The organism is Gammaproteobacteria bacterium (assembly GCA_013816845.1).
In the GTDB taxonomy this organism is placed as follows: domain Bacteria; phylum Pseudomonadota; class Gammaproteobacteria; order DSM-16500; family DSM-16500; genus Aquicella.
Genome location: JACDDU010000001.1, coordinates 490,045 through 512,062 on the forward strand (window position 1 = coordinate 490,045; position 22,018 = coordinate 512,062).

18 protein-coding genes are annotated in these 22,018 nt (G+C 36.5%); 10 read left to right on the forward strand and 8 right to left on the reverse strand.

The annotated features are described in order from the left end of the window. Window positions 1-236: 236 nt before the first annotated feature. Complete coding sequence (locus H0W64_02265) at window positions 237-1,151, reverse strand: alpha/beta hydrolase (protein ID MBA3660530.1); 915 nt, start codon at window positions 1,149-1,151, stop codon at window positions 237-239. 437 nt (window positions 1,152-1,588) lie between these two features. Between H0W64_02265 and H0W64_02270 the strand changes: the two genes are divergently transcribed. Further along, window positions 1,589-1,918, forward strand: coding sequence for a hypothetical protein (locus H0W64_02270; protein ID MBA3660531.1), 330 nt, complete (start codon window positions 1,589-1,591; stop codon window positions 1,916-1,918). 247 nt (window positions 1,919-2,165) lie between these two features. Continuing rightward, window positions 2,166-2,636, forward strand: a complete 471-nt coding sequence (locus H0W64_02275; GenBank protein ID MBA3660532.1) for a hypothetical protein — start codon at window positions 2,166-2,168, stop codon at window positions 2,634-2,636. 401 nt (window positions 2,637-3,037) lie between these two features. On the opposite strand, the gene H0W64_02280 is transcribed toward H0W64_02275, so the two are convergent. Next, window positions 3,038-3,565, reverse strand: a complete 528-nt coding sequence (locus H0W64_02280; GenBank protein ID MBA3660533.1) for a hypothetical protein — start codon at window positions 3,563-3,565, stop codon at window positions 3,038-3,040. A gap of 409 nt (window positions 3,566-3,974) precedes the next feature. Here H0W64_02280 and H0W64_02285 point away from each other — a divergent pair, with 409 nt between their 5' ends. The 3 genes from H0W64_02285 (at window position 3,975) to H0W64_02295 (ending at window position 5,793) form a co-directional block, all read left to right on the forward strand. Beyond that, the gene (locus H0W64_02285) at window positions 3,975-4,754 is read left to right on the forward strand and encodes a polysaccharide deacetylase family protein (protein ID MBA3660534.1); all 780 of its coding nucleotides are present in this window, start codon (window positions 3,975-3,977) and stop codon (window positions 4,752-4,754) included. A gap of 213 nt (window positions 4,755-4,967) precedes the next feature. Continuing rightward, a complete protein-coding gene (locus tag H0W64_02290; protein ID MBA3660535.1) occupies window positions 4,968-5,330 on the forward strand; it encodes a hypothetical protein in 363 nt (120 codons plus the stop codon). A gap of 157 nt (window positions 5,331-5,487) precedes the next feature. Next, window positions 5,488-5,793 carry a hypothetical protein gene (locus H0W64_02295; GenBank protein MBA3660536.1) on the forward strand — a complete coding sequence of 102 codons (306 nt, stop codon included), beginning with the start codon at window positions 5,488-5,490 and terminating at the stop codon, window positions 5,791-5,793. Between the two features lie 312 nt (window positions 5,794-6,105). Here the strand turns inward: H0W64_02295 and H0W64_02300 are convergent, their stop codons facing one another. After that, complete coding sequence (locus H0W64_02300) at window positions 6,106-7,323, reverse strand: hypothetical protein (GenBank protein ID MBA3660537.1); 1,218 nt, start codon at window positions 7,321-7,323, stop codon at window positions 6,106-6,108. A gap of 455 nt (window positions 7,324-7,778) precedes the next feature. Here H0W64_02300 and H0W64_02305 point away from each other — a divergent pair, with 455 nt between their 5' ends. The 4 genes from H0W64_02305 (at window position 7,779) to H0W64_02320 (ending at window position 13,395) form a co-directional block, all read left to right on the forward strand. Beyond that, window positions 7,779-9,926 carry a hypothetical protein gene (locus H0W64_02305; protein MBA3660538.1) on the forward strand — a complete coding sequence of 716 codons (2,148 nt, stop codon included), beginning with the start codon at window positions 7,779-7,781 and terminating at the stop codon, window positions 9,924-9,926. A gap of 167 nt (window positions 9,927-10,093) precedes the next feature. Then, the gene (locus H0W64_02310; protein MBA3660539.1) at window positions 10,094-11,707 is read left to right on the forward strand and encodes a DUF1189 family protein; all 1,614 of its coding nucleotides are present in this window, start codon (window positions 10,094-10,096) and stop codon (window positions 11,705-11,707) included. Window positions 11,708-11,838: 131 nt separating this feature from the next. Beyond that, on the forward strand, window positions 11,839-12,537 hold the full coding sequence (locus H0W64_02315; protein ID MBA3660540.1) for a hypothetical protein: 699 nt from the start codon (window positions 11,839-11,841) through the stop codon (window positions 12,535-12,537). Between the two features lie 471 nt (window positions 12,538-13,008). Next, entirely contained in the window at window positions 13,009-13,395 is a 387-nt protein-coding gene (locus tag H0W64_02320; protein MBA3660541.1) for a hypothetical protein, read from the forward strand. 139 nt (window positions 13,396-13,534) lie between these two features. On the opposite strand, the gene H0W64_02325 is transcribed toward H0W64_02320, so the two are convergent. The 5 genes from H0W64_02325 to H0W64_02345 form a co-directional block, all read right to left on the reverse strand. Beyond that, window positions 13,535-14,266 (reverse strand): L,D-transpeptidase, encoded by a 732-nt coding sequence (locus H0W64_02325; GenBank protein ID MBA3660542.1) that lies wholly within the window; start codon window positions 14,264-14,266, stop codon window positions 13,535-13,537. Window positions 14,267-14,701: 435 nt separating this feature from the next. Next, the gene (locus tag H0W64_02330; GenBank protein MBA3660543.1) at window positions 14,702-15,685 is read right to left on the reverse strand and encodes a hypothetical protein; all 984 of its coding nucleotides are present in this window, start codon (window positions 15,683-15,685) and stop codon (window positions 14,702-14,704) included. 672 nt (window positions 15,686-16,357) lie between these two features. Beyond that, on the reverse strand, window positions 16,358-16,798 hold the full coding sequence (locus tag H0W64_02335) for a hypothetical protein (protein MBA3660544.1): 441 nt from the start codon (window positions 16,796-16,798) through the stop codon (window positions 16,358-16,360). Between the two features lie 137 nt (window positions 16,799-16,935). After that, the gene (locus H0W64_02340) at window positions 16,936-18,234 is read right to left on the reverse strand and encodes an NAD(P)/FAD-dependent oxidoreductase (protein ID MBA3660545.1); all 1,299 of its coding nucleotides are present in this window, start codon (window positions 18,232-18,234) and stop codon (window positions 16,936-16,938) included. 78 nt (window positions 18,235-18,312) lie between these two features. Beyond that, window positions 18,313-19,266, reverse strand: coding sequence for a hypothetical protein (locus H0W64_02345; GenBank protein ID MBA3660546.1), 954 nt, complete (start codon window positions 19,264-19,266; stop codon window positions 18,313-18,315). Between the two features lie 301 nt (window positions 19,267-19,567). Here H0W64_02345 and H0W64_02350 point away from each other — a divergent pair, with 301 nt between their 5' ends. Continuing rightward, entirely contained in the window at window positions 19,568-22,006 is a 2,439-nt protein-coding gene (locus H0W64_02350; protein ID MBA3660547.1) for an acyl-CoA dehydrogenase, read from the forward strand. Window positions 22,007-22,018: the final 12 nt, after the last annotated feature.

Below are 22,018 nucleotides of genomic sequence, written 5' to 3' on the forward strand. Positions count from 1 at the left end.
CTTAGCGCAGATCATATCATTAAGCAATTGATTTTTAGAACAATTTTACTTGTGTGCATTAAATGGGCTTTTCGAGTAAACGCCCAGTTATATGGTATTTACACTAGTTTTCGATAGGTTACTCACAGACTTATCCACAGATTCTGTGAGTAACTTTTCCCTGTCGGGTTCGGCCAAATTGTGAATGATTGTTCCCGACTTATTTTTTGTTAATACGGCTAAGACTGAAATTCATTTTATATAGTGTTGAAAAATTCATCCGGCTTCTCAATAAATGGAAAATGCCCAGACTGAGATACCACAATTAATTTGGCATTAGGAATAGCTTTGGCAAGATCTTGTGCTGTCCATAAGGGAACGAAATCTTGTTCACCATGGATAATGGTCGTCGGTACGTTAAGTTTGTTTAACTGCGGTAATAGATTATCAAACATGTCTTGCATCATCAGTTGAGCGACTTTAAACCCACTCAATGATGATTCTACCGTTATATCCAACGTTAATTTTTCAGCATCTTCAGGTTTGTAAAAATAAACCGAGAACAGTTTGCGAGTTAAGGCAATAATTTGTTCAGCAGTTAATTTCTGCAGTTCATTATAATCACTTAAAGGTGCAATTTCGTTTTTGAAAGGTTCGATTCGCTGATTTAAAGCGTTTGCTGCAGCCATTTTTCCTGACAAATTTGCTGGCATGCTGTCGATGAGGATAAGTTTGGCAGCATGGTTTGGATATTTGATTGAGTAATTCAAGGCAAGCAAGCTGCCCCAAGAGTGACCGAGTAAAATAAATTGTTTAAAACCTAATGTTTTTCTTACAGTTTCGATATCATCAGTAAATTGTTGAAGGTTGATAACATCGCGATTCATTCCAGTTTCTAAAGATTTTCCAGAACCGCGTTGGTCATAAAAAATAACCTCATAATTTGCAGCAAGACTGAGTAGTTGGGGCTTGAAGTAACCGTGATCTAATCCGGAGCCAGGTCCGCCGTGCAATACGAGAATTGGCGTCCCTGAGCCATATTTCTCGTAATATAATTTCCCTTGCTTAACAGGAATATAACCAGAAGATTGGGGAGATAAAGCAAAGCTGTAAGATAGTAGTAGAGTGGATAAACAGAAAATCAATGTAAACTTTTTAAATAAGTCGCGCATAAAATCCATTTCCTTTATGTGATCATAAAACTCAACAAGGCTTGCATAATATCTGAGAGTTAGCCCAATTCAAAGTTCACATGACTTTCTTTAAAAAGTATAACTTAGCCATCATATGAGCGAGCCATTAACAGTGTAGGTATCTCAAGTTGAATAGGATCGTTGGGGCAGGCCTCAAAACTTACAATTAAGTTTCTGTAACGCGAAAGCTTTAACTTTGAGCGCCAATTTCCGTAAAGATATTTGTAATCCGTTAGGCTTTCCGTGCTGTCAATAACGATCGTCAATTTCAATTTAATCAATCGTTAGCCTAAAATTATAAGCTTACAACTAGCAAAGTTCTTACTGGCTCCAACCTTACGACAGGCGTTATTTTCACGCACTTTTAAAGCGCTATTAATTATTGTAGAATTCTCAACTCATATAAGGAAAAAATTATGCTTAAGCGATATATTGGTTTAATTGTCTTATTTACCTGTTCTTTCGCAGCTCATGCAGCTTTTCTTACTGTTCATAACCATACTGAATCCAGCCTGAGTTATGCTTCTGGCCTATGTTATCCCATCAAACCTTTTAGCGAAGAAAAAGTTCCCGTGCGGCATGAGGGTCATTTTTATACAAATTCTCACTGCAACGGTCCAATTGTTGCATCTCTCAATCTCAATGAAAAGTATGGGATTGAATCAATAAGAGTTTACGGGAAAAATATGACTTTTCAGGCTAATAGATTTGACTTAGTTATTACTCAACTTCAAGCGTCAACCTAATAACTTTGCCTGATACGGAGCAGCACTTTCCTATATTGTTACGGTTGTTGCTCCCCATCTTTCAAAAGAAAATTTGCTAACACATCTCGTTAACTCTTTATACGCTATACGTTTGAATAGATATTAAGACCGTTTCCTTGCAATTTATAAATTGAGATTAATATATAAAGTCAGGTATGCTCCTCATCTGTAAAAAATTATCAAAAAAAAAAATAAAAAATGAGACAATATGAGGAGCAATTATTTAATGAAAAGTAATTTTACGCTAGAGCAACTTCACCATGAGACAAGAGAATTAGCATTGCTTTTGGAAACCAGTACTCGACGTATTGAGACACCTAGTGCTAAAAACATGCGAACCTATGGTACACATCGGGCTCGTTGTCACCCTTTTAAATATGCTACATCATCCCCTCCGTCTCATGACCTGATTGATTTAGATTTCAAACATAAAGACAGCATGCTTGAAGCTATAATTAATACAGCGAAATATACTTACATGTTCTTAGATGCGCAGAAAGCAATGACTTTAATTGACCATGCTTTAATGACTTCTTTAGGGGAGCAAAAACCTAAACGATTCCATTTGTTTCATCTTAAAGTAGATCCAGCTGCGGAGCTGAAGTGTTTTAAGATTTTTCTTGAAAATTGTATTAAAGCTGACAACGATGCGATTGAAGCACAGCCAAGAGCAGCCCTATCCGGACGAAACAGTTAATTTGATTGTGCAGGGAACGGCATGCTTTGTTAACTTTTTAAAGTCGTATTCTTAATAGTGGATTAAGCATCATCCAATCGACTAAGTATTAGATTGAAGTTTGATACCCACCATGACAATTTTAATATTAAGTGAAGTGGCGGGTATTTACTTGTTAAAGACTCAAAAATAAGATTCTAAAAGCCGCGCTAAAACTTGTAGCGTAATCTTAGAAAAATAATCTATAAATGATTATAAAATTATTTTTTTGGAGCATTTATCTTTTCGGCTCTTTAGGCAAGGGTTTAGCTAACGCTATAAGCCTTTTACAATTTAAGATACCGCTTGCTTCTCATTGATTAGATAAAAATGTCATTTTAACCACTGCATCCATCTTAATCTCTAAATAAAGAAAATGAGTTTTACCGCCTTCTTGGTGAGGGTGGGATGGAAGAGGTTTTATATTCATTTTGGAATTGACTTAGTTGTTTTTTTAAATCGGCATTTTCTTTCTTAAGATCAGCTAGAGTTATCGACATTTCATCTTGCGACTTAGGGTCTAACTTATTTAAAATTTTTTCTAAGGTTCCTTCTACATTGATGTGCGGATTCCAGCCGCTACCACTACCGACATAATCTTTTGTTGTATAAGCTGCATTTAACCCAACAGCTTGTAAAATGGCAACATAGTCTTGTAGTTGTTTAACATAGATATCCTCATACTGTCGGTACTGAATTTTAGTTTTTTCTTTATTGTAGCCATTTGCATCGGATACAGCATGAAAAACCATCATTTTTTCAAAACTAATGACGAGCGAGTCGAAGTTAGGGTTTGAAAGACTGCGGTTAATATAAATACTTACCTCATTGTTGAGCCCCAGTCGATTTAAAATTAGCTCACGAATTTTATGCTTATCATTTTTCTTTATTCCTGAATGCTGTCCAAACATAAAAAAATTCCAACTTTTAATGGTTAATAATTAAGGTATGTCTTAGTCATACCTTGAAATCTTAAAAATTTATATACTATTATCGTCCAACAGTGTATCGCCTAAATCTAAAAGCGAAGAAGCCTCAGTTAAGCTTATTAAGTGGAACCCATATTTGCACTCTGTTAAAAATATTTAAGTACGCGGAACAAATTCTAATACAAGTTAAATAAAAAATCGTGTTAATTTTTTAATTCATGAGATATGGTTAACGTAGGAACGGAAGCCAAGGGAGAGGGGAAGGAGTTATTAAGTTGTAATGTACCAGCCAGAAAGTTTATAAAAACATACCGTGCAAAACGTTCTGGCTAAGCCTTACAACATATCAGATTGTTTGTTGGATAACTGTAATAATCACGGAGGATGTTAAATGTTAGTTTTCAAACGCTTTTGTGCTGGGCTAGTTTTTATGTTCACCGCTCTATTGGCATGTGTTACATGGGCGGAGCAAACAATTAACATTCCGATCCTCTGTTATCATAATTTAAATCCTACTGTACCCGGCAGTATGAACTTGAGCCCACAAAAATTTGAAAGCCAAATAAAGTGGTTGAAAGATAATGGTTATACAGTCGTTCCCCTAAAAGAGGTCGTAGACTATTTACAAGGTGCACGCCAAACATTACCTCCTAAATCCGTCGTCGTTACAGCTGATGATGGATGGCAATCTGTCTATACTTATATGTGGCCCATCATACGAAAATACAATATTCCCGTTACCTTGTTCATATATCCTCAAACAATTTCACAAGGTAAAAATGCGATGACGTGGGAGGAATTAAAAGAATTACAACGGACTGGTCTTTTTGATATACAAAGCCATACTTACTGGCACCCAAACTTTAAGAAGGAAAAGAAAAAGCGTTCTGGCAGTGCTTATGAGCAATTCGTATCCGATCAATTACAAACTTCAAAAAAAATATTAGAAGATAAACTCGGTATTAAAGTCACTTTATTAGCTTGGCCTTTTGGAATTTATGATCATTATTTAGAGCAAGCCTCATCCAAAGCTGGTTACGTAATGGCATTTAGTATCGATGCGCGCACAGCTAATCGAAGCTTTCGACCCATGGCACAACCCCGCTTTATGATTGTTGACGGTTTATCCATGAAAACCTTTACTACTATTATTCGGGGAGCAAGTAGCTAAATTGTGTGTATGGGGGCTTGAGGGCTCCCATTTATACCCTAGCTTATCGAATTGTAGCGAATTTCCTTCCGGAAGTTTCTTAACCTACAGGTATAGAATAAAATTACTATGCATGCTTTCTAGAATGGAGATTTTCTAACTTAAAAAAATTTGTACTTATTCCGCGCATAAGATATCTTAAGCACGCTCTATTTAATTACAAAGGAACTGTTCATGAAGCGTTACTTACATTTATTTAGCTTTCTTTTTTCTACATCTTTATCTATGCCCTTGTATGCTGAAGATTATAGTTTGTATCTGAAAAATCATACCGAACAAGTGATACGTATAGTTAGAACAAATGGATCTTATATCGTTTTACCCGCACAAGGCTTTCTCTTTAGTGCGCGATTCCGTGTGGGCTCTGAAGTTAGCAATTATATTAACGGGAAAAAAATATGTAGCTGGGTTATTTCAACGTCTAATCGTTGCAATAAAGTCATGGGTTTAAGCTACGGACCCAATGCACAGGGGATTATCGGTTGTAATGTGGAAACGTTACAACGTTCGCCATGTTATTCACAAAATTTAAAATAGTTGATCATTTTTGCGTTAGTTAGAAAAACGAAAGAATCTAAAATTTTTACGCAACATCAACACTATAAATTAAATTCTGCGGCGTAATCGTTTGAAACTAACTTTAAAAATTTCTTCAATAATAATATGTATTCATTTGTATTGTAAGGAGTAAGGTGTGGCTGGGTTTTTTAAAAGTAAAGTTAAGCGTCGAGTTGAAGATCAAGAAAGTATTGATCATTGTGAAGAGCAAACGAAATTATATGAAAACCTTGCGCGGGTAAGTTGTCGGTCAGCCAAAAGTTCTGATGTACCTGAAGAAAAGGCACAATGTAAAGACGATTCGAGCTGGTTACGTCACTCTATTCTTAATTGCAATAAATTAATAACACAAATAAGGAAAGAGGAATTAGACCGGGATCCCACGTTGGAGCATTATAACCTTGGTGATGGAATATTTACCCCAACCAAAGTTAGGTTATAACCCATGCACTAATCTTATTTTTGCTTTGAATTACCGAATTATCTCTCGACATAATTTATTGAAAAAGCAAACTTAATAAGCAAATTTTTTTTAGGTTCTTAGTAAGAGTAGCGGTAATAATTAAAACTTCATGCAAATGCAATGTAATAAATGCTGAAGAACCAGGGTTATGCGGCGAAAAAAGATTTTTTTTGCGGTATTTAGAAAAATTAACGCATAGCTTAATGAGAAGGAACGCTGATTATAAAGCACGTTTCTTGATGAAAAAGGCGGAGCTAAAACTCGCCTTTCTTTTTAACATCAATGCATGGGTTATAATTCAGTTTTTCTTCCTAAACCTGGGGTACGTATTTCTCGTTCTGCTAATATTTCATTTACCTCTTTAACACAAGCATGTTGCGGTTTACTGAGCACCTGCAAATTGTGAGATGTAAAATGCGTATAGTAGCGATAAATATCAGCAATCATGGTTTGTTTCTGGTTTGCTGGCAATTCGTCATAATTTTCTTTACCATAAAGCTCTTCTAATCGATGCTCGATATATTTTGAAAATTGCTTTAAGGTTTTAGCATCTCTGAGTGGAAAAATAATTCCATTCCACAAATCACAAATTACCGCGTTAGGATAAAGTTCCGCTAAGCCTTGAATATTGATATCTTTTTTGAAATTAATCTGCTTGTCCTTGCTGCTGTGCGGCAGCACAACGGCTAACGTGTGTCCTTCTTCACCTGCAATCTTTTGCGATAATATACCCATAGGCAAACCTTCAAAGGCTTTAACCTTTTTAATTTTTTGTAAAGCAATACGGGCCATTTCATCGCACATGCCGAGTATCACTTTTTGATTTGTTTCAGGGACATTAATCGTCATTAACTCATTGGTTGTTGCCATTTTAAGATGCATCATGCTGTAATGGTAAGCAATGACCCCTGTTTGCTCAGGTTTGCAATTTGCTCGATAGTAGGTCATCAATTTCTTTGCTTCCTCATCTAGAATTTCTCTTTCCTTTACCCGGGTTTCATCCAGATATGTTTTCTCTTTAGGACTGCAATGATTAGGTTTTTTTCCAGGCAAGGCTACGACATAGTCCATTTGTTTAATACTACGAGCTTGCACACCGTCAGTATCTTTATTGCATGTTTTATGGGTTGGAAAGGTTATCTTGTTAAGTTGACTGAGTAATTTATCAGTATCATCATTCGTTTGCACACTAGCAGCGCTTATTGTGTCAGTCAAATTTGCAAAAAATAATGTCGACATAAAAAGCGTCGTTTTTATACCCGGTTTCAAAAATTTTATTGGATGATGCGTATGGGATACTTCATCCTTGGGAAATGGATTATGCTGAAAATGCTCATGAATAGCTGACCGGGGGTCTGTTATAGATCGGGTTGCAATCCTGTTTGAGATTGCTCCAGTAGAATGAGACCGCTTAGATAAAAATTTAGAAGGTCTTTGGGCAGTATTTAATTCCCCTTTCAATCTATTTTGTTTTTCTTTATAACTTTTTCCCTGGTTCTCGTATGGCATTTATAAACCCTCAAAACGTGAAATTTTTTCATCGTATCATGCAATCCATTAAGACTTTATTAACACCTTTACGGAAGCTAGAACAGTAAGTTTAAATCTAATACTTTTCTCTTAATTCATATCCTAATTAAGATTCTGTTAAGTTTTAGTCGGAATTACCCAAATCATTTCATTCGTAAAATGGGTTACAATAAAATATAACGCAAGAACGACTCAAATCCATTCTAACGAGAGTTACAAAAAAGACTGATGTTTTAAGAGTTTCAATAATGATGCCGCGAGCCGTTCTACAATAAGTGCATGATTCATAATTTTACATTTTTTTGCATGATTAAGAGAGTCTTAAGGCACGTTTAATATTCTCACCTAGCTTATTTAAGTAAATTATAAAAACCGCATTAATATTATATTAATAAACTAATTCTATAATAATTAATATAAATCCGAGTCCTACAATGAATAATCGATTAGATCCTAAAGATGTTAAAAGCTTAACCCTACATCCCAGTTTAAGTCGGGAGGTTAATCGTCAGGTTATTATTCCAAAGCAGTTCCTTGGTGAACTCAAAGTTAGCTTGGAATCATTTATCGTGGGTGATGACAAGGTAATCGATGAATTGCTTCGAGCTAACGAATGTAATCCTGACTATTTTAACAATCTAAACCTAAACGTTGATAACCTGAACACCTGTGTGCAGATTAGAAATATTTTAAATCTATTTCTTATTTTAATTGATGAGAAATTTCAAATTTTTATTGCTCAAAGGAATGATCGAGAAAAAGTACAAAAAAATTATGCTACATTCTCTAAATCCATAGTTTTTCTTAAATGTTTCATTAAATTGTTTGACGAACTCGATAAAGTTGACCCCAGTGAATTGGATAGAATTGAAACATTACTTTTTAATTATCAACAAGCACGTCTATCTCTTTTAGAGATTAAAGAAAAAGATGCTATCGTCTTGACTGAAGAGAAGAATATATTAAAGCATATCGCGCGTTTGAGAGGTGAAATTGCAAAGATAGACCATACCTCTCCGTACTTACCCGCTGACCCTGATTTTTTTAATTCACTAAAAAATAAAGATCGAAGAGTGCGAAGTAGTCTCCTTCGCGGGCTTAAAGACTCTTTAGAAGCTGAAGCACAATATAAAAAACAAAGAATAAGTAATCAAGCCGCTTCCAAGCAATTAATCAATACCATTGAAATATTATTGCAGAAAAGTCTAGAAAATATTAAAAGGGAAAATATCACATTAAAAGATTATTTTTATCTAAGTACTTTAGATTACGCCATTTTAAATGACTTATTATCGATTTATGCTAAAGATCCTAATCCTACAATACTTCATCTTCTCGCTATATCCATCCCCAATGCCCATTTATACCAATTTGTGAACCAATTTGCTTCCCTGCAAGGAAGTAATACTTCACATTTATTACTTGCGATTCAGCAAACAGCCAACCTACCTACAAGACAGTATCATTTCCTAGCGCTTGTTTTTAAATATAATAATTTCGATAATCACTATTTAAACACTTTGCTAACATCAATATTTAGTAATGGCTTATTGAGCAACGCAAACCTCGCTGAAGATGACTTGGGGAAATTGGCTGATCTTTTCAAAAAAAGCGAATCAAATGCTCTTATTCAAAAAAATATCATCAGATTAATAACTTACCCAATAAGTTCCAAGCAGAGGATTAAAGCATTAATTACGTATGCTCAAAACTCAAATTCGCCGCTTGAGGATATTTCTTATATCCGAGCGCACCGGATAAAAGCGAGAAAAAGTGCAACTGACAAAAAGCAAAATTTAGATGGACTTCGATTAATACAAAAGGTTGAAAAAGACTGTGCTGATCGAGATGGAAGAAAGCGTCAGAATGATATTCAAAGAGAAAAAGTTAAACAGCAGAGACAGGCCATATTATTACGAGAGGAGGATCTTGCTAAGAGTATAAGGGAAATTTCATCCTCGCATCCCACTATTACGGATAGCAAGACAAATGCAAATATTGACCTAACCCAGAAGAATATTGATACCCCTCACGCACCATTAGACACAGTTGAAGAAATTTCCAGTTCAGATGATGTTACTAGACAAAGTGGAACTACTTTAAATGTTGAATCAATTAAGACAACTTTAGAAAACTACTTACATTCTAATACAGACTTAACGTATAGCTATTGCGCTCAACATATCCGTAATATTATGAAAGTTGATATGAGTAATAGTGACCGCTTAAAACTATTGCAGGAAATTTTTGTATCTGTTACTCATCGTGCGGACTCGGTTACTTCAGACGATGATCGTTCATTTAAATCAACTTCAAGCTTGTTCTTTAACCACAATATTTCTTCGCGCGACAAAAGACATGTTCGAGCCTTGAAACAATGTTATTACGATGTATTAATCAATATTCTCGAAGACAACAGTGTCGATGAAAACACTAAATCAAAACTGATTAAAGAAACGAAAAACAGTAAGAATATCATTAACTATAATTGGCGTTGTCTTTTATTTCAAACCAATTCCCGCAGTTCTTTGGATCGCTCCATTCATTATTTTCAACGGCAAGGTTTGGTACCAAAAAGTTAATCCTGTAAATTAAAGGCTTAAATATACCCTATTGAAACTTAGGCAAAGTATGAACCTTTGTGTTGTCATTGAACACTCCCTAGCCGTAACTGTACATTATTTGTTGCATTTATAATTTAATGAATTATAATATTTCAATTTCCGCCGCCCTGGGTCTTGCATTCCGAATGTCTAGTCAAAGAATTGTCAAATTTTTAATCATTACGCTTTGGTTCCTCATTGCCAGTACTGCTTTGGCATATGCCTATTTACAGCCTACATTACCTATAAATCTTTTGAATTATATGGCCAGTAATCCTCTCCGGCCCTATGCTTTATTTTGCCTTGCCTCTGTTTTATGCCTCTTAGCAGTAGCGTCGGTCGGAATATTCCGTAGCCAATGTTTTTATAAAAGAGTATTTACTATCGTAGTCTTGGTTTTGCCAATCATTCTATTGCTGCTAGGGGTACGTGCAGTGCCAGAATGGATTTCATTTTTTGATGATTTCACTATTATTTTATTGGGAATTATAGTCGGTCTTATCTACAGTGACCCAACCAATCAATTAGTAAAGCCTTCCCGCACAATCAATCTGGCTACGAATATAAATTTAAAAATTTTATCTTTTCTTACATTGCTAACATTTATCTTAAGCTTTGCTGTAAACGTTTATTCGGATCCCCTCCTGCCAACCATGTTTAAGGATTTCCTATCTAGTCAACCCATTCAGAATATTTACCTTGAAAGAATAGGTATGGTGAGTACCCTGCTATTTCCCTTTTCGCTTATTCTTTTATTTTTCCGTTTAAACATTGCTAGGTACCTTTTTATCCTTACGACATTTGGAATGCTTATGAGTGATTCGATGCCAGCTGATGCACTTTCGGGTTTAAGTTCATTGAGCGGGTACTTTCTCATTATTTTAATGGGGATATTAAGCGCCATTATTTGGAGCAAGCGCTTATCTCAACAATTTATATTTTTTAAGAAGAAAAGAAATTTTTTACGGACTTTCATTTTATCTTTTTATTCCAAAAGCTTTTATCGAGAAGTTGCATTTAAATGGAAAGGTTTTGGTCTATTTAATTTATTAATATTAGCAGGAATCAGTGCTTATTTTTCCTCAGATCATTTTATAGAAAACAATTCGGCTAAAAGAACATTAGTCAGTCTCAGTGCAGTAACGGATCAAATGCCTAATTTATATATTTATAAAAATAATCTTTCTATTAAAGAACCGGTTCCTTATTTTTTTTACGATAAAGATAAAAATATAGTCGCTATTATTGACACTTCAGGAAAATATAATACTTTAAGTGCGAATGACAAAGCGAAACTATTGATTACTAAGAACACTATTTTTATAAAGGATTCAATTGATTATAAGGTAAAGGCATTGCCTATCTCATTAAAACAGGCATACTTAACGATAAACAAAAACGAAGTTCAAGTTATGTTTGGATTTATCAAATTTATCACGTTAATGGTGTTTTTCTTTTTATTCCTAATTATAAAGTTTGTTATCTATTTATTATTAGTTTTATTAATTGCATGGTTAGGTGCTAGTGGTAGAAAGCTAAAGGTCTTGAAACTAGATTATAAAGCACGTGTTAGACTAATTATTCTTGCTTTCACTCCTGTTGCGCTTATCAATGGACTCACACAATTAATAGGCTGGCTTCCGATATTCATATTGTATTTTCCATTAATTATTGCAGTATATGTCATTTATTCCAAATTTATTGTCAAAACGATTTCAACAGAAGTAATGCAAAGGGCAAATCGACAGGCTCCTGTTTAGTCCATTTCTACCTATAAAAAATTTCAATACTAACTATAATTAAAGAATATTATTCAATTCTTTCTTTTATACGTATCTTTTCGGTTGTTCATTCTACTTTTAAAAATACAATAAATTGATAAGGATCAACAATGCAGGATAGACAATCAACTTCTACGATGCTCTCAGCGCTAGGCAAACATCCGGTACCTTTTTCAAACGGTGACACATCTTATTCTCCACAAACCGTAGCGGAGGGTCTCAAAAAAGCACACGGGGTGCACGCAACAATTAAAGGAACGATAATAGCTACCTTTAATGCGACGCATGCCAGTAAGCAATGGACGTGCCCTGTTTCTAAGGGAAACTTTAAGCCCGATGAAAAGAATGGCTATGCCCATCATCTTCATATGGGTACGACCCGAATTTGGAATGCCGATGGCAGCATTAATGAAGAAAGATGGGATAAATTTGTCGCGGCAGTTACTGCAGGGCAAGATGAAGCCAAAGAAAAAATTGTCACACTGAGTGCTTTAAAAAATTATTTGAAAGTTTGTTACGATCAAGATGAGCAAGATTTAAATTCTGGTAGAAACACACATGCACTTTTTTCATCTAAAAAGGTCCAAGGCTTTGCAGCAACTGCGGCGTGGGATGAGGTTTATGATAGGCTCACTTGTGGATGGAAGCCCATAAATAGTCAGTCTCTCGTGCTTGAACCTTATATTACTTTGTCATTAATCCGTTTGTTTTTTGAAGATTCTATTGTTGCTTTTAAAAAAGCAGAAGAAGGAGAGCTACCGATCCCTAAACCATATGTCGGTATTACGCCGATGGGTAAGCGTTCTTAAGCCAGTTTTTAGGGGATAGTTAAATAATTGTTAGCTTGAGAGGGGTTCGCAGTTGCGTGGACCCCTCATTTTTTGGTTAATGTTGCTGCGTCAAAGCTTTTTGCCGGATGAAAAGTTAGTGGAGGTTTAAAAAAATAATAGGGGTGATCCATTTCATGATTACCAATACAAGTCAAATGGCCCGCAAATGTATGATAGTGTTTTCAATTGTGAGCAGTTAAGTAACTCCTATCTTTGCAGCAGGGGACTTCAAAAACTCTCCAAACGCTGACCTTCCTATTTTTTCAGACGACCGTGCCCTAGATTGTCATTCATTTTTTGAATTCCACTTTTAAAAAGTTCTCGAAGCTGAAGCGATTATTTTCCTTTCATCCATGCTTTTCGGTAAATAAACAGCTTTACAAAAAAAAAATTATTCATAATAGTATTTTTAATGTAAAATCATATAACCGACAAGTAAGGAAGCTAGTCATGACTAAAGCAAACAGTAAGCACGCAATTGCCAAGGAAGACCAAGGCCTTGTCAAAAGCTTGAAAGATTTTTTGAAGTCTATTACCACCTCGACGCCTAAACGGCGGTCTAAATCAGCAGCAGCAAAAGCTAAGAAAGGTAAGAAAGCTAAAAATGCTAAAAAAGCTAAGGGTAGTAAAACAAAGTCTCTTACTAAAAAAGCATCTCCGCGTAAAAAGCAAAAAGCAAAATCTCGTAAAACGAATCAACGTAAAAAACTAACGTCAACAAGTGTTAAAACAAGTAAACGTAAAGCTAAATCGAAAGTGGCAAAAAAGGGAAGTGCTAAGCGGGGCGTAGCAAAGAAGCGCGGAAAAAGTAAAAAGAAAGCTGAAATAACACTCTAGTTCGCTATGGGTTGGTTTCCGTTAGGGAACCAACCTCCATTATAAAGTCATTGTATCTGCAAATCCTCGTATTACCATCCAGCCTAGTAATTGTTGTGCTTAACGTAGCTAAATTAACGTATGCATGATTAGGGCCACGTTAATAAGGTTTAACGATGACTTTCGTACCCTGTGTGGCAAAATTATGACGAAGCCAATAAGCATCCTCAACACTAATCCGAACACATCCGTGGCTCATATTGCGTCTTGCTAACTGGTTTGAGCCATGTAACCCTTGGTTGCCATTGAAGAACATACAATATGGCATGGGCGCCCCTCCGCGCGGCAAAGGATATCGACTTGATTTGCAGGCACGACTGCCGAGCGAGAAAATTCGAAAGCTACCCGAGCGAGTGCGGCATGAACGTCCTATGTCGGGGCACCAGTTGGCTCCTGCTGAAGCAATACCAGATCGCAATAATTGACCACTACTGCTATATGCAGCCCAGCTATGCGTATGCGGATCAACCACAATGAGTTTTTCCCCGGGGGAGGCAATACGGCGGGACATCCGTGATCGATCTGCCACTTGCATGTATTCATCTTCTTCTTGAAAGGATTCTTGCTGAGATACTTGTTTTGCTATACGGCGATGCGCTTTCCGGGGAGGTTCTTGTTGATAATGTTCATTGGCGAATTCTTCACTTGGGAAAGCTTTTTCTAATTCTGCACTAGCGTCTGCAGAAGAATAATAATCTTGATCCGCGTTATAGCTACTGACTGAATCATTAGAAAATTCATTTTCCCACTCGGCAGCAAAAACTGGTGGTGCAGCTATCGTAAGAAAGATAATACTGAGTGTACCGAAAGCTATTCTCTTAAGAATATCCATGACCACGCTCGTTTTATTTTTTATGATTTAATTATTTTACCGCATAAAAACAAAGCGATTTTGTATAAGAATTGGCAATCCCTTGACTAATCAAACTAAATAAAATTTTTCCTTATCCAAGTAATACATAAATGAATGCTGATTAAAGTAATTTTGCTGAAAAGAGGGTGAAGTGACAACCCCTTATAATTTGTTAAACACTTGAATCTTCATCTTTTCTTAAATACGTCAGTCTATTTCAATGTAATAGAGTTTTAACTCTTAATATTCATTAGTTATAAAATAAGCTGCAACCATTATTAATGCACGTAGTGATCATACCACCAGCAAGCCTTGTGTGATCTAAAGTGGCCTATCCTTGAAGGGAAGAGGTGCAATAATTTCTTTGGTCTTTATTGCCTACAGGGCATCACAACGCTTACCTTGAATCAATCATTAGGCAACGAGCTTTACATTATTGTTCACAGGAGGTTTCTCTAAAATTTCCTTTGCAGCATCTGCTTGTAAGTCACGCTGTAATCGCGCAGGATCATTAAAAATGACCGCAGCTGCCTCTCGATCAAGGTAATGACGGGCTAAGAGATTATACGCAGCTTTCTCATCAAACTGATCTTCAATGACAACAAACCCATTCTCAGACATGGCGCCTTCGCCATAATGCAATCCAAATCTTTTACTGAAATATTGCAAACTTATTTCTTGGGCACGAGCTTGATGTGAGACGGCAATGATTAAACCTAATTTTTTTATATCGTCGGCAGGCATCTTACTTAGCCAATGTTCAATTTTATTATTGAGTAGGGTTAATTCAATGGCACTCACTATTTTAATAGCTTTAAAAAGAAAAGGACGGACAGCAGTATAGTACGTGGTTAAATCTGATTGCGTCCATTTTGATTTACTTATAACTTTTTCCAAAAATTGTTGCGTCATATTTACAATCGTCGCACAAGTGAATTTAGCATCCGATGATAGGTGTAGAGAAGGCAACATGGCGCTTGCTTGTGCTACATGTTTACTCATAAGCTGTAATTCTTCTTTTATTTTATTATTTAAATGTCCGGGGGGTTGTTGGGTTAGGGTTAAAAAGATGTTAAATGCGCTATGCGCATAAGCTTTAATTTCTTGATATTCAGCAGGTGTAATTTCAACCGTCTCAGTTTTGCCTTTGTATTTTAAAATTAATATACCACCTAGATTTAAAATAATCGGTCGACCTCCCACAGTACCAAATGTACTTTTTATTTGATTAATCCGCTTTTCATAAGCGTGATGAAAATCACAGTTCACGAGTGCCAGGGGACCGGTCTTGGGTTGAAAAAAAGGAAATTCCGGGCAACTTAGTGGAGGTTGTAGGGTTTGCGCCTGTAAAGACTGTAAAAAACAACAAATAATTAAAGCCACTTTTAAAATACGCATGGGTAGCTCTCGTAAAAGAAAATTTATTTAAGGTAACCCTCAGCGTTTTACATAGCAATCTTCATATTTGTTTAATATTTACACTGTACACTGGAATGAGTAACGTGTCATGATGCAAATATTTGAAAATATTAATAAATATTATTCAGAGACCACGGAAATTGAGCGCTCAATAACTTTCCTACGTCTCATTTAATGAGATAAATAAATGAAGAAAACCGCCCATCAAATTAAGAAGATTTTAAAAAAACGAGCCAAAAACGGCATAGAGTTGAATATCATTAAACAAAAATTAATAGTATTAACTCGAAATCAATCCGCTCATGAAAGTCACGCGATTAAATTAATGAGCAAACCCAAAGGTACCACCTAAGTTACAATGCAAATCATTGTAACGAACTCTTTTAAGCGCTTTATTCATTAAATGCGAAATCTATTCAATCTTAGCCATTCAGCGGCCACCACAGACATAAGCCTATTAATTTATTGTCCTAAAGGTCTGCTTAAATAATTAAGATATAGCGCTCATTGCAATTGTTAAATCTTTTAATCATTACGATAAAACAACGCGAGTCATCTTTCTGTGGATCAATTCTATAAGTAAGCGGATGCGACACGAGCTGGGTCTTTGCAATCCCTTTTCTTTAACAATTAAAAAAATCCAACTAGATGTTAACGTTTAAACTTCATTGCAGTGAAATTTGGAAGTGCGTAACTGTCTTTATAAAATCCAACTGCCATAACATCTGCAGGGCCATAAGTGCAAAAGACAACCGTGTCGCTGAAGCGTGTAGCATAAGGTGCATTTATAGTGGTTGTTTGGTGTATAACTTCTTTTCCTCGCGCAATTATATTTGCCTCATTCGGAAAGCACACTTCAAGACCATATACAGAAACCACCCATGCATAATGGCTTGTAGAAAAAGCTGGTTTTGATGAGTTTGCTACATAGCCGGTGTCATTCCGTCCAGCTGTATCAATTTTGTTAGCAGCTTGTTGAATAGTGCTAACTGAGGGGCACGGTATTTTATCGTCACCAGCTCCTGCATAAGAAAAGGATGTTACGGCTAATAATAATAGAGCACTAAATTTTTGTATGATGCCTAAAAACATATTCACTCCGTATCTAATAAAAAAAATATACTGTCAAAGATGGTAAAGCGAGGAAAGTGTAACATTGGATAATAATGAAAAATATCATTTTGGAAAGTTATTTACCGAATCGACTTCGTGCATTTTAAACCAGGTTATTAATGTAATTTAAGCCTTGGCCTTGTTTTTTTGCTGAGCGCATTAGCCAAGGTGAGAAGAAGTGTGCGCCAACGACCATGTAAAACAGACTGATGCTGTTTGTAAAGATATCGATACAGTAATCGTGCGATGAAACCTTCAATCATTATATTGTCAGTGATCCTACCCATTAAATTTCCAATAACCTGATTTTGGCTTAGCGTAATTAAAGAACCATGGTCACGATAATAATAAACAGGGAGTGGTTTGTTCGTTAGATAAAGAGGAATAGTTTTCGCTAGAAAAATAGCTTGTTGATGCGCTGCTTGTGCTCGAGGTGGTACGAACTGATGTGAATTTTTTTGCGGACAACTTGCGCAATCGCCGAGCGCAAAAATATCTTTATCCACCGTCGTTTGTAATGTTGAATTAACTATTAATTGATTAATATAGTTGACGGCTAAACCATCCAAGTGACGTAAAAATTCAGGCGCTTTGATGCCTGCAGTCCAAACTTTAATGTTAGCTGGAATTAATTTTCCGGATACTGTCTCTATACTTTCAGCTGTAACCTTTGAAACTTTTTCATTTAATTCAACTTTAATTCCTAATCGTTCTAATTCTTTGAGTACCATGCTAGATAAACGTTCGGGTAAGGAAGGAAGTAAGCGATTAGCGGCTTCAATTAAAGTAAAAGAAATAGTTTGAAGGTTTAAATCGACTCCATAATGTTGAATCATATGGATGGCATGGTGTAATTCTGTTGCTAATTCAATCCCGGTTGCGCCACCGCCTACAATCGCAATATTAAATTTTTTATGCATAACTGTTTGATGGGATAAACTCATCAAGTTTTTTAGTAAATTTTGATGGAAAAAACGCGCTTGATCAGGATTGTCGAGGAAGATGCAATGATCTCTTACCCCTGGAATATTAAAATCATTGGCAACGCTTCCCACTGCCATTACTAAAACATCATAAGCAATTTCACGTTGAGGAATGTATCCTGTTTCTTCAGGCGTAAGAATTTGCGCCAATTCAATGGTTTTTATATCGCGGTTCAAACTTTGCATGGTGCCAAGCGAGAATTGAAAAAAATTATTGCTCGCACAATAAAGATAATCTAATTCATCCTCGGGTGAGATCGTTCCAGCTGCAATTTCGTGCAGCAAGGGTTTCCAAATGTGCGTAGGGGATGCGTCAATAAGTGTTACGGTCGCATTATTTTTCTTCCCTAGATGATGACCCAACAAAATTGCGAGCTCCAAGCCACCTGCGCCCCCTCCGACTATGACAATACTTGGAGTTTTGCTTTGCATCATCGTGGCATTCCTGCGGATTGAAGAAGGGGGTTATTTATAACAATGGCCATTGTAACCTAAACACCTCGTGTTTGGTCAACGTGCTAGAGTAGATCGCGGAGAATCAACTTGTCGTTTGGTGCCTTCTGGCATTGCAATTAATTTTTGAGCTTCAGCGATAACCCTTCTTGCTTTCAATTCCAATGGTCCTGGACGGAACAATAAAAAATCAATAAAGGTAGAAGTCCGAGTGATACCCATTACATTAGGGCCCATGAGAAAGCCGTTATGCAAGCTGTTAATAAAAGGTTTTTCACTTAAATTTATAAAACTAATAACAATCCCAATGGCGATACCAACGCTCAATCCTATCGCGCTAATTAATACCGCTCCAATTGCCCTTGCAAAATTGATGGGAGCTGAGGGGATACAGCAATTTTTCTTAAAAGTCATAATGGCATTAAAATCGTGTTCGTAACGATTGCCTGCAACTTTGCATTTTAATGCTCTCAGTAGCTTAACTGTTTCTGAGGCAATATTAGGTGCGTAAGAGACTTCGGAAATACCCTGCGGGGAATAGCCTTCTTTGGCAATCTTATTTACATCTACAATGAGCTCTGTATTCAACCATAATAGTGAATAAATGAAATTAAGTTTTTTGGAATTATTTTCTTTAGCAAGTAATGTAATTTCATCATGCAAATCTAAAAAGGTGCCCATAAGCTTGGTAAAATCTTCACAAGGGCATTTGCTAGAGTCGATTTTGATAAAGTTGGCATGGCTGAGGAAGCCCTGTCTGACAGAAGGATAGGATAAATCAAAAAGACTTTGTAACTCACTTTGCCAGAAAGTTATATGGTTGCAAATGAACGAATCATTAATATTAATAGTATCATTTTCAATTGCATTAATTCGCGCGCTCAGGCCTGTACATTCTGCTATACGTGATTGTATTAAACCATTAATCGTAGCTAATTTTACTGTTTCATTAGAAAGATTCTGGTTAATATGGGTACTTAATTCAGTCAGTGCGCGATGATTGGTTGTCATGTGTTGAATTTGTTATTTTAATGTAAGCCAAAGTATATCTTATTTTGATCAAAATTAAAACTAGACTGCCCCATTACCGGATCTAATGCACTCCACGCTAGAAATTGGAAAAGCTCAAAGGAGGCGAATTAATTTTAATCTAAGTTCATGACTTTTTTCTTTAAAATCGATAAAATACACTTTTTACACCCGCCCAAAAAAAACTACCCCTAGTCTAAATATGCCGTTATACTCTGGCCTCGAATGGCATCCGTTTCGTAAAAATAGCATATTAATTCGTTAGGAAAAGGAAGGTATGGATATGGCTAGTATCATTAGTGTATTTGTGATGCTGGGTCTGGTTTGCATTGCTGCATTTTATAAGCTCTCGGTAATTCGCTGGACCACCCTCATTGGTATTTCATTATTATTAGTTACAATTTTTTTAACGCCAGCTTGGCCTTTACTTATTATTTATTGGCTATTGTTTTTAGTGGCTGCGTTGTTTGCGAATTTGCACGAATTGCGCCAACGTCACATTGTAACGCCCGCTTTAAAACATCTTAAAGCGCAAATGCCTGCCATTAGTGATACTGAGCGAGAAGCCATTGAAGCAGGAAATACCTGGTGGGAAAAAGAACTTTTTTCTGGCGATCCCCAATGGCCGCAACTTTATAGTATTCCTAAACCAACCTTAAGTGACGAAGAAAAAAAATTCTTAGACACGCAAGTTGAACATCTTTGCTCGATTGTGAATGATTGGGAAATCGTTAATGACCTTCATGATTTACCCGCCAATGTGTGGGATTATCTAAAAAAAGAAAAATTCTTTGGCATGGCTATTCCCAAAGAATATGGTGGTTTAGGTTTTTCAGCGCTTGCGCACTCCACGATTGTGGTTAAAATTGCTTCGCGTAGTGTTAGTACTGCAGTCAATACTATGGTGCCAAATTCTTTAGGGCCTGCAGAATTACTCATTCATTATGGAACTGAAGCACAAAAGCAATATTATTTACCCAAGCTTGCGACGGGTGAAGAAATCCCTTGTTTCGCTCTAACTGCACCGGAAGCTGGCAGCGATGCGGGATCGATTCCAGATAGCGGCGTGGTGTGTAAAGGTATTTATAATAATGAAGAAGTTCTTGGGATCCGTTTAAGTTGGGATAAACGCTATATTACCTTGGCACCCGTTGCAACAGTATTGGGTCTTGCCATTCGTCTCAATGACCCGAACCACTTATTGGGTGATAAAGATGACATTGGCATTACACTCTGTTTAATCCCCACAAGTCATGAAGGGGTTGAAATAGGATCGCGACATTTTCCTTTACAACTTGCATTTATGAATGGTCCTACACGTGGTAAAGACGTTTTTATCCCATTAGATTGGATTATTGGTGGCGAAGAAATGGCGGGGCAAGGGTGGCGCATGTTAATGGAATGCCTTTCCATTGGTCGATCTATTTCCTTACCTGCGCTATCAACAGCTTGTGGTAAAATCACTTATCGTTATACGGGCGCATACGCCAAGGTCCGTCATCAATTTAATACTGCCATTGCCAACTTTGAAGGAATCGAAGAATCACTTAGTGATATTGCCGGCTATACTTATCTATTGGAAGCGGCGCGGATTATGACTGCTGGAGCAGTTGATCTTAAGGTCAAGCCTTCCATAGCCTCTGCTATCGCAAAGTATCATATGACAGAATTATCACGACATGTGGTCTCGCATGCAATGGATGTGCACGCCGGTCATATGATTCAAGCAGGTCCAAGAAACTTTCTTGCTAACGTTTACTTCGCGGTGCCGATCAGCATTACGGTTGAAGGTGCTAATATCCTTACCCGTAATCTCATTATTTTTGGCCAGGGTGCTATTCGTTGCCACCCTTACTTATTACGGGAAGTTGAATTAATCTCGGCGGAAGCACCAGATATTGCTGCCCTCGATAAAGTCTTGATGTCACACATTGGATTTTTTACCGATAATTTTATTCGCAATTTAGCTTACGGATTAACTGCGGGTAAATTCATTAATGCGTCTCAAGTCAAAAGCTCTGCTGTAAAAAAATATCAACGGCAATTGACCAGGATGAGTGCTGCTTTAGCTTTGTTAGCTGATATCAGCTTAATTTTATTAGGTGGAAGTTTGAAACGTCGTGAAAGAATTTCGGCACGCTTGGGCGATATATTAAGTCAGCTTTATTTAGGTTCTACAGTTTTAAAATATTTTCATGATCAAAATGAACCGCAATCAGATGTCCCTTATGTTTGCTGGGTTTTGCAAGATTGTTTGCAAAAAATTCAAGTTGCGATTGATGAATTATTAAATAATTATCCAAATCGTATTCTTGGTAAATTGTTACGTGCACTCGTATTTCCTTATGGTCAAGCTTATTATAAGCCGACAGATCAACAGGGTAAAAATTTATTACCAGCAATGCTCCATCCCTCTGAATTACGTGAGCGCCTCACCGCTTTTTGTTATAAGAGCAACAATCCAAATGAACTTACTGCGCGACTCGATCAAGCGCTTGAACTCATTACCCAAGTGGAACCGCTTTGGAAAAAATTAAATCAAGTTGTTAAAACAGGCTTGGTATCACGTCGTAGTTCATTTGCTCAGAAAATAGCAGCAGCAGAAACTGCTGGGATAATCACTGCAGATGAAAGCCGTATTTTAAGTGATTATGATCATTTGAAAGATGAAATTATCAAAGTAAACGAATTTTCATTCGATTTGAATACAGTGCTTGCCTAATGATAAGGAAGG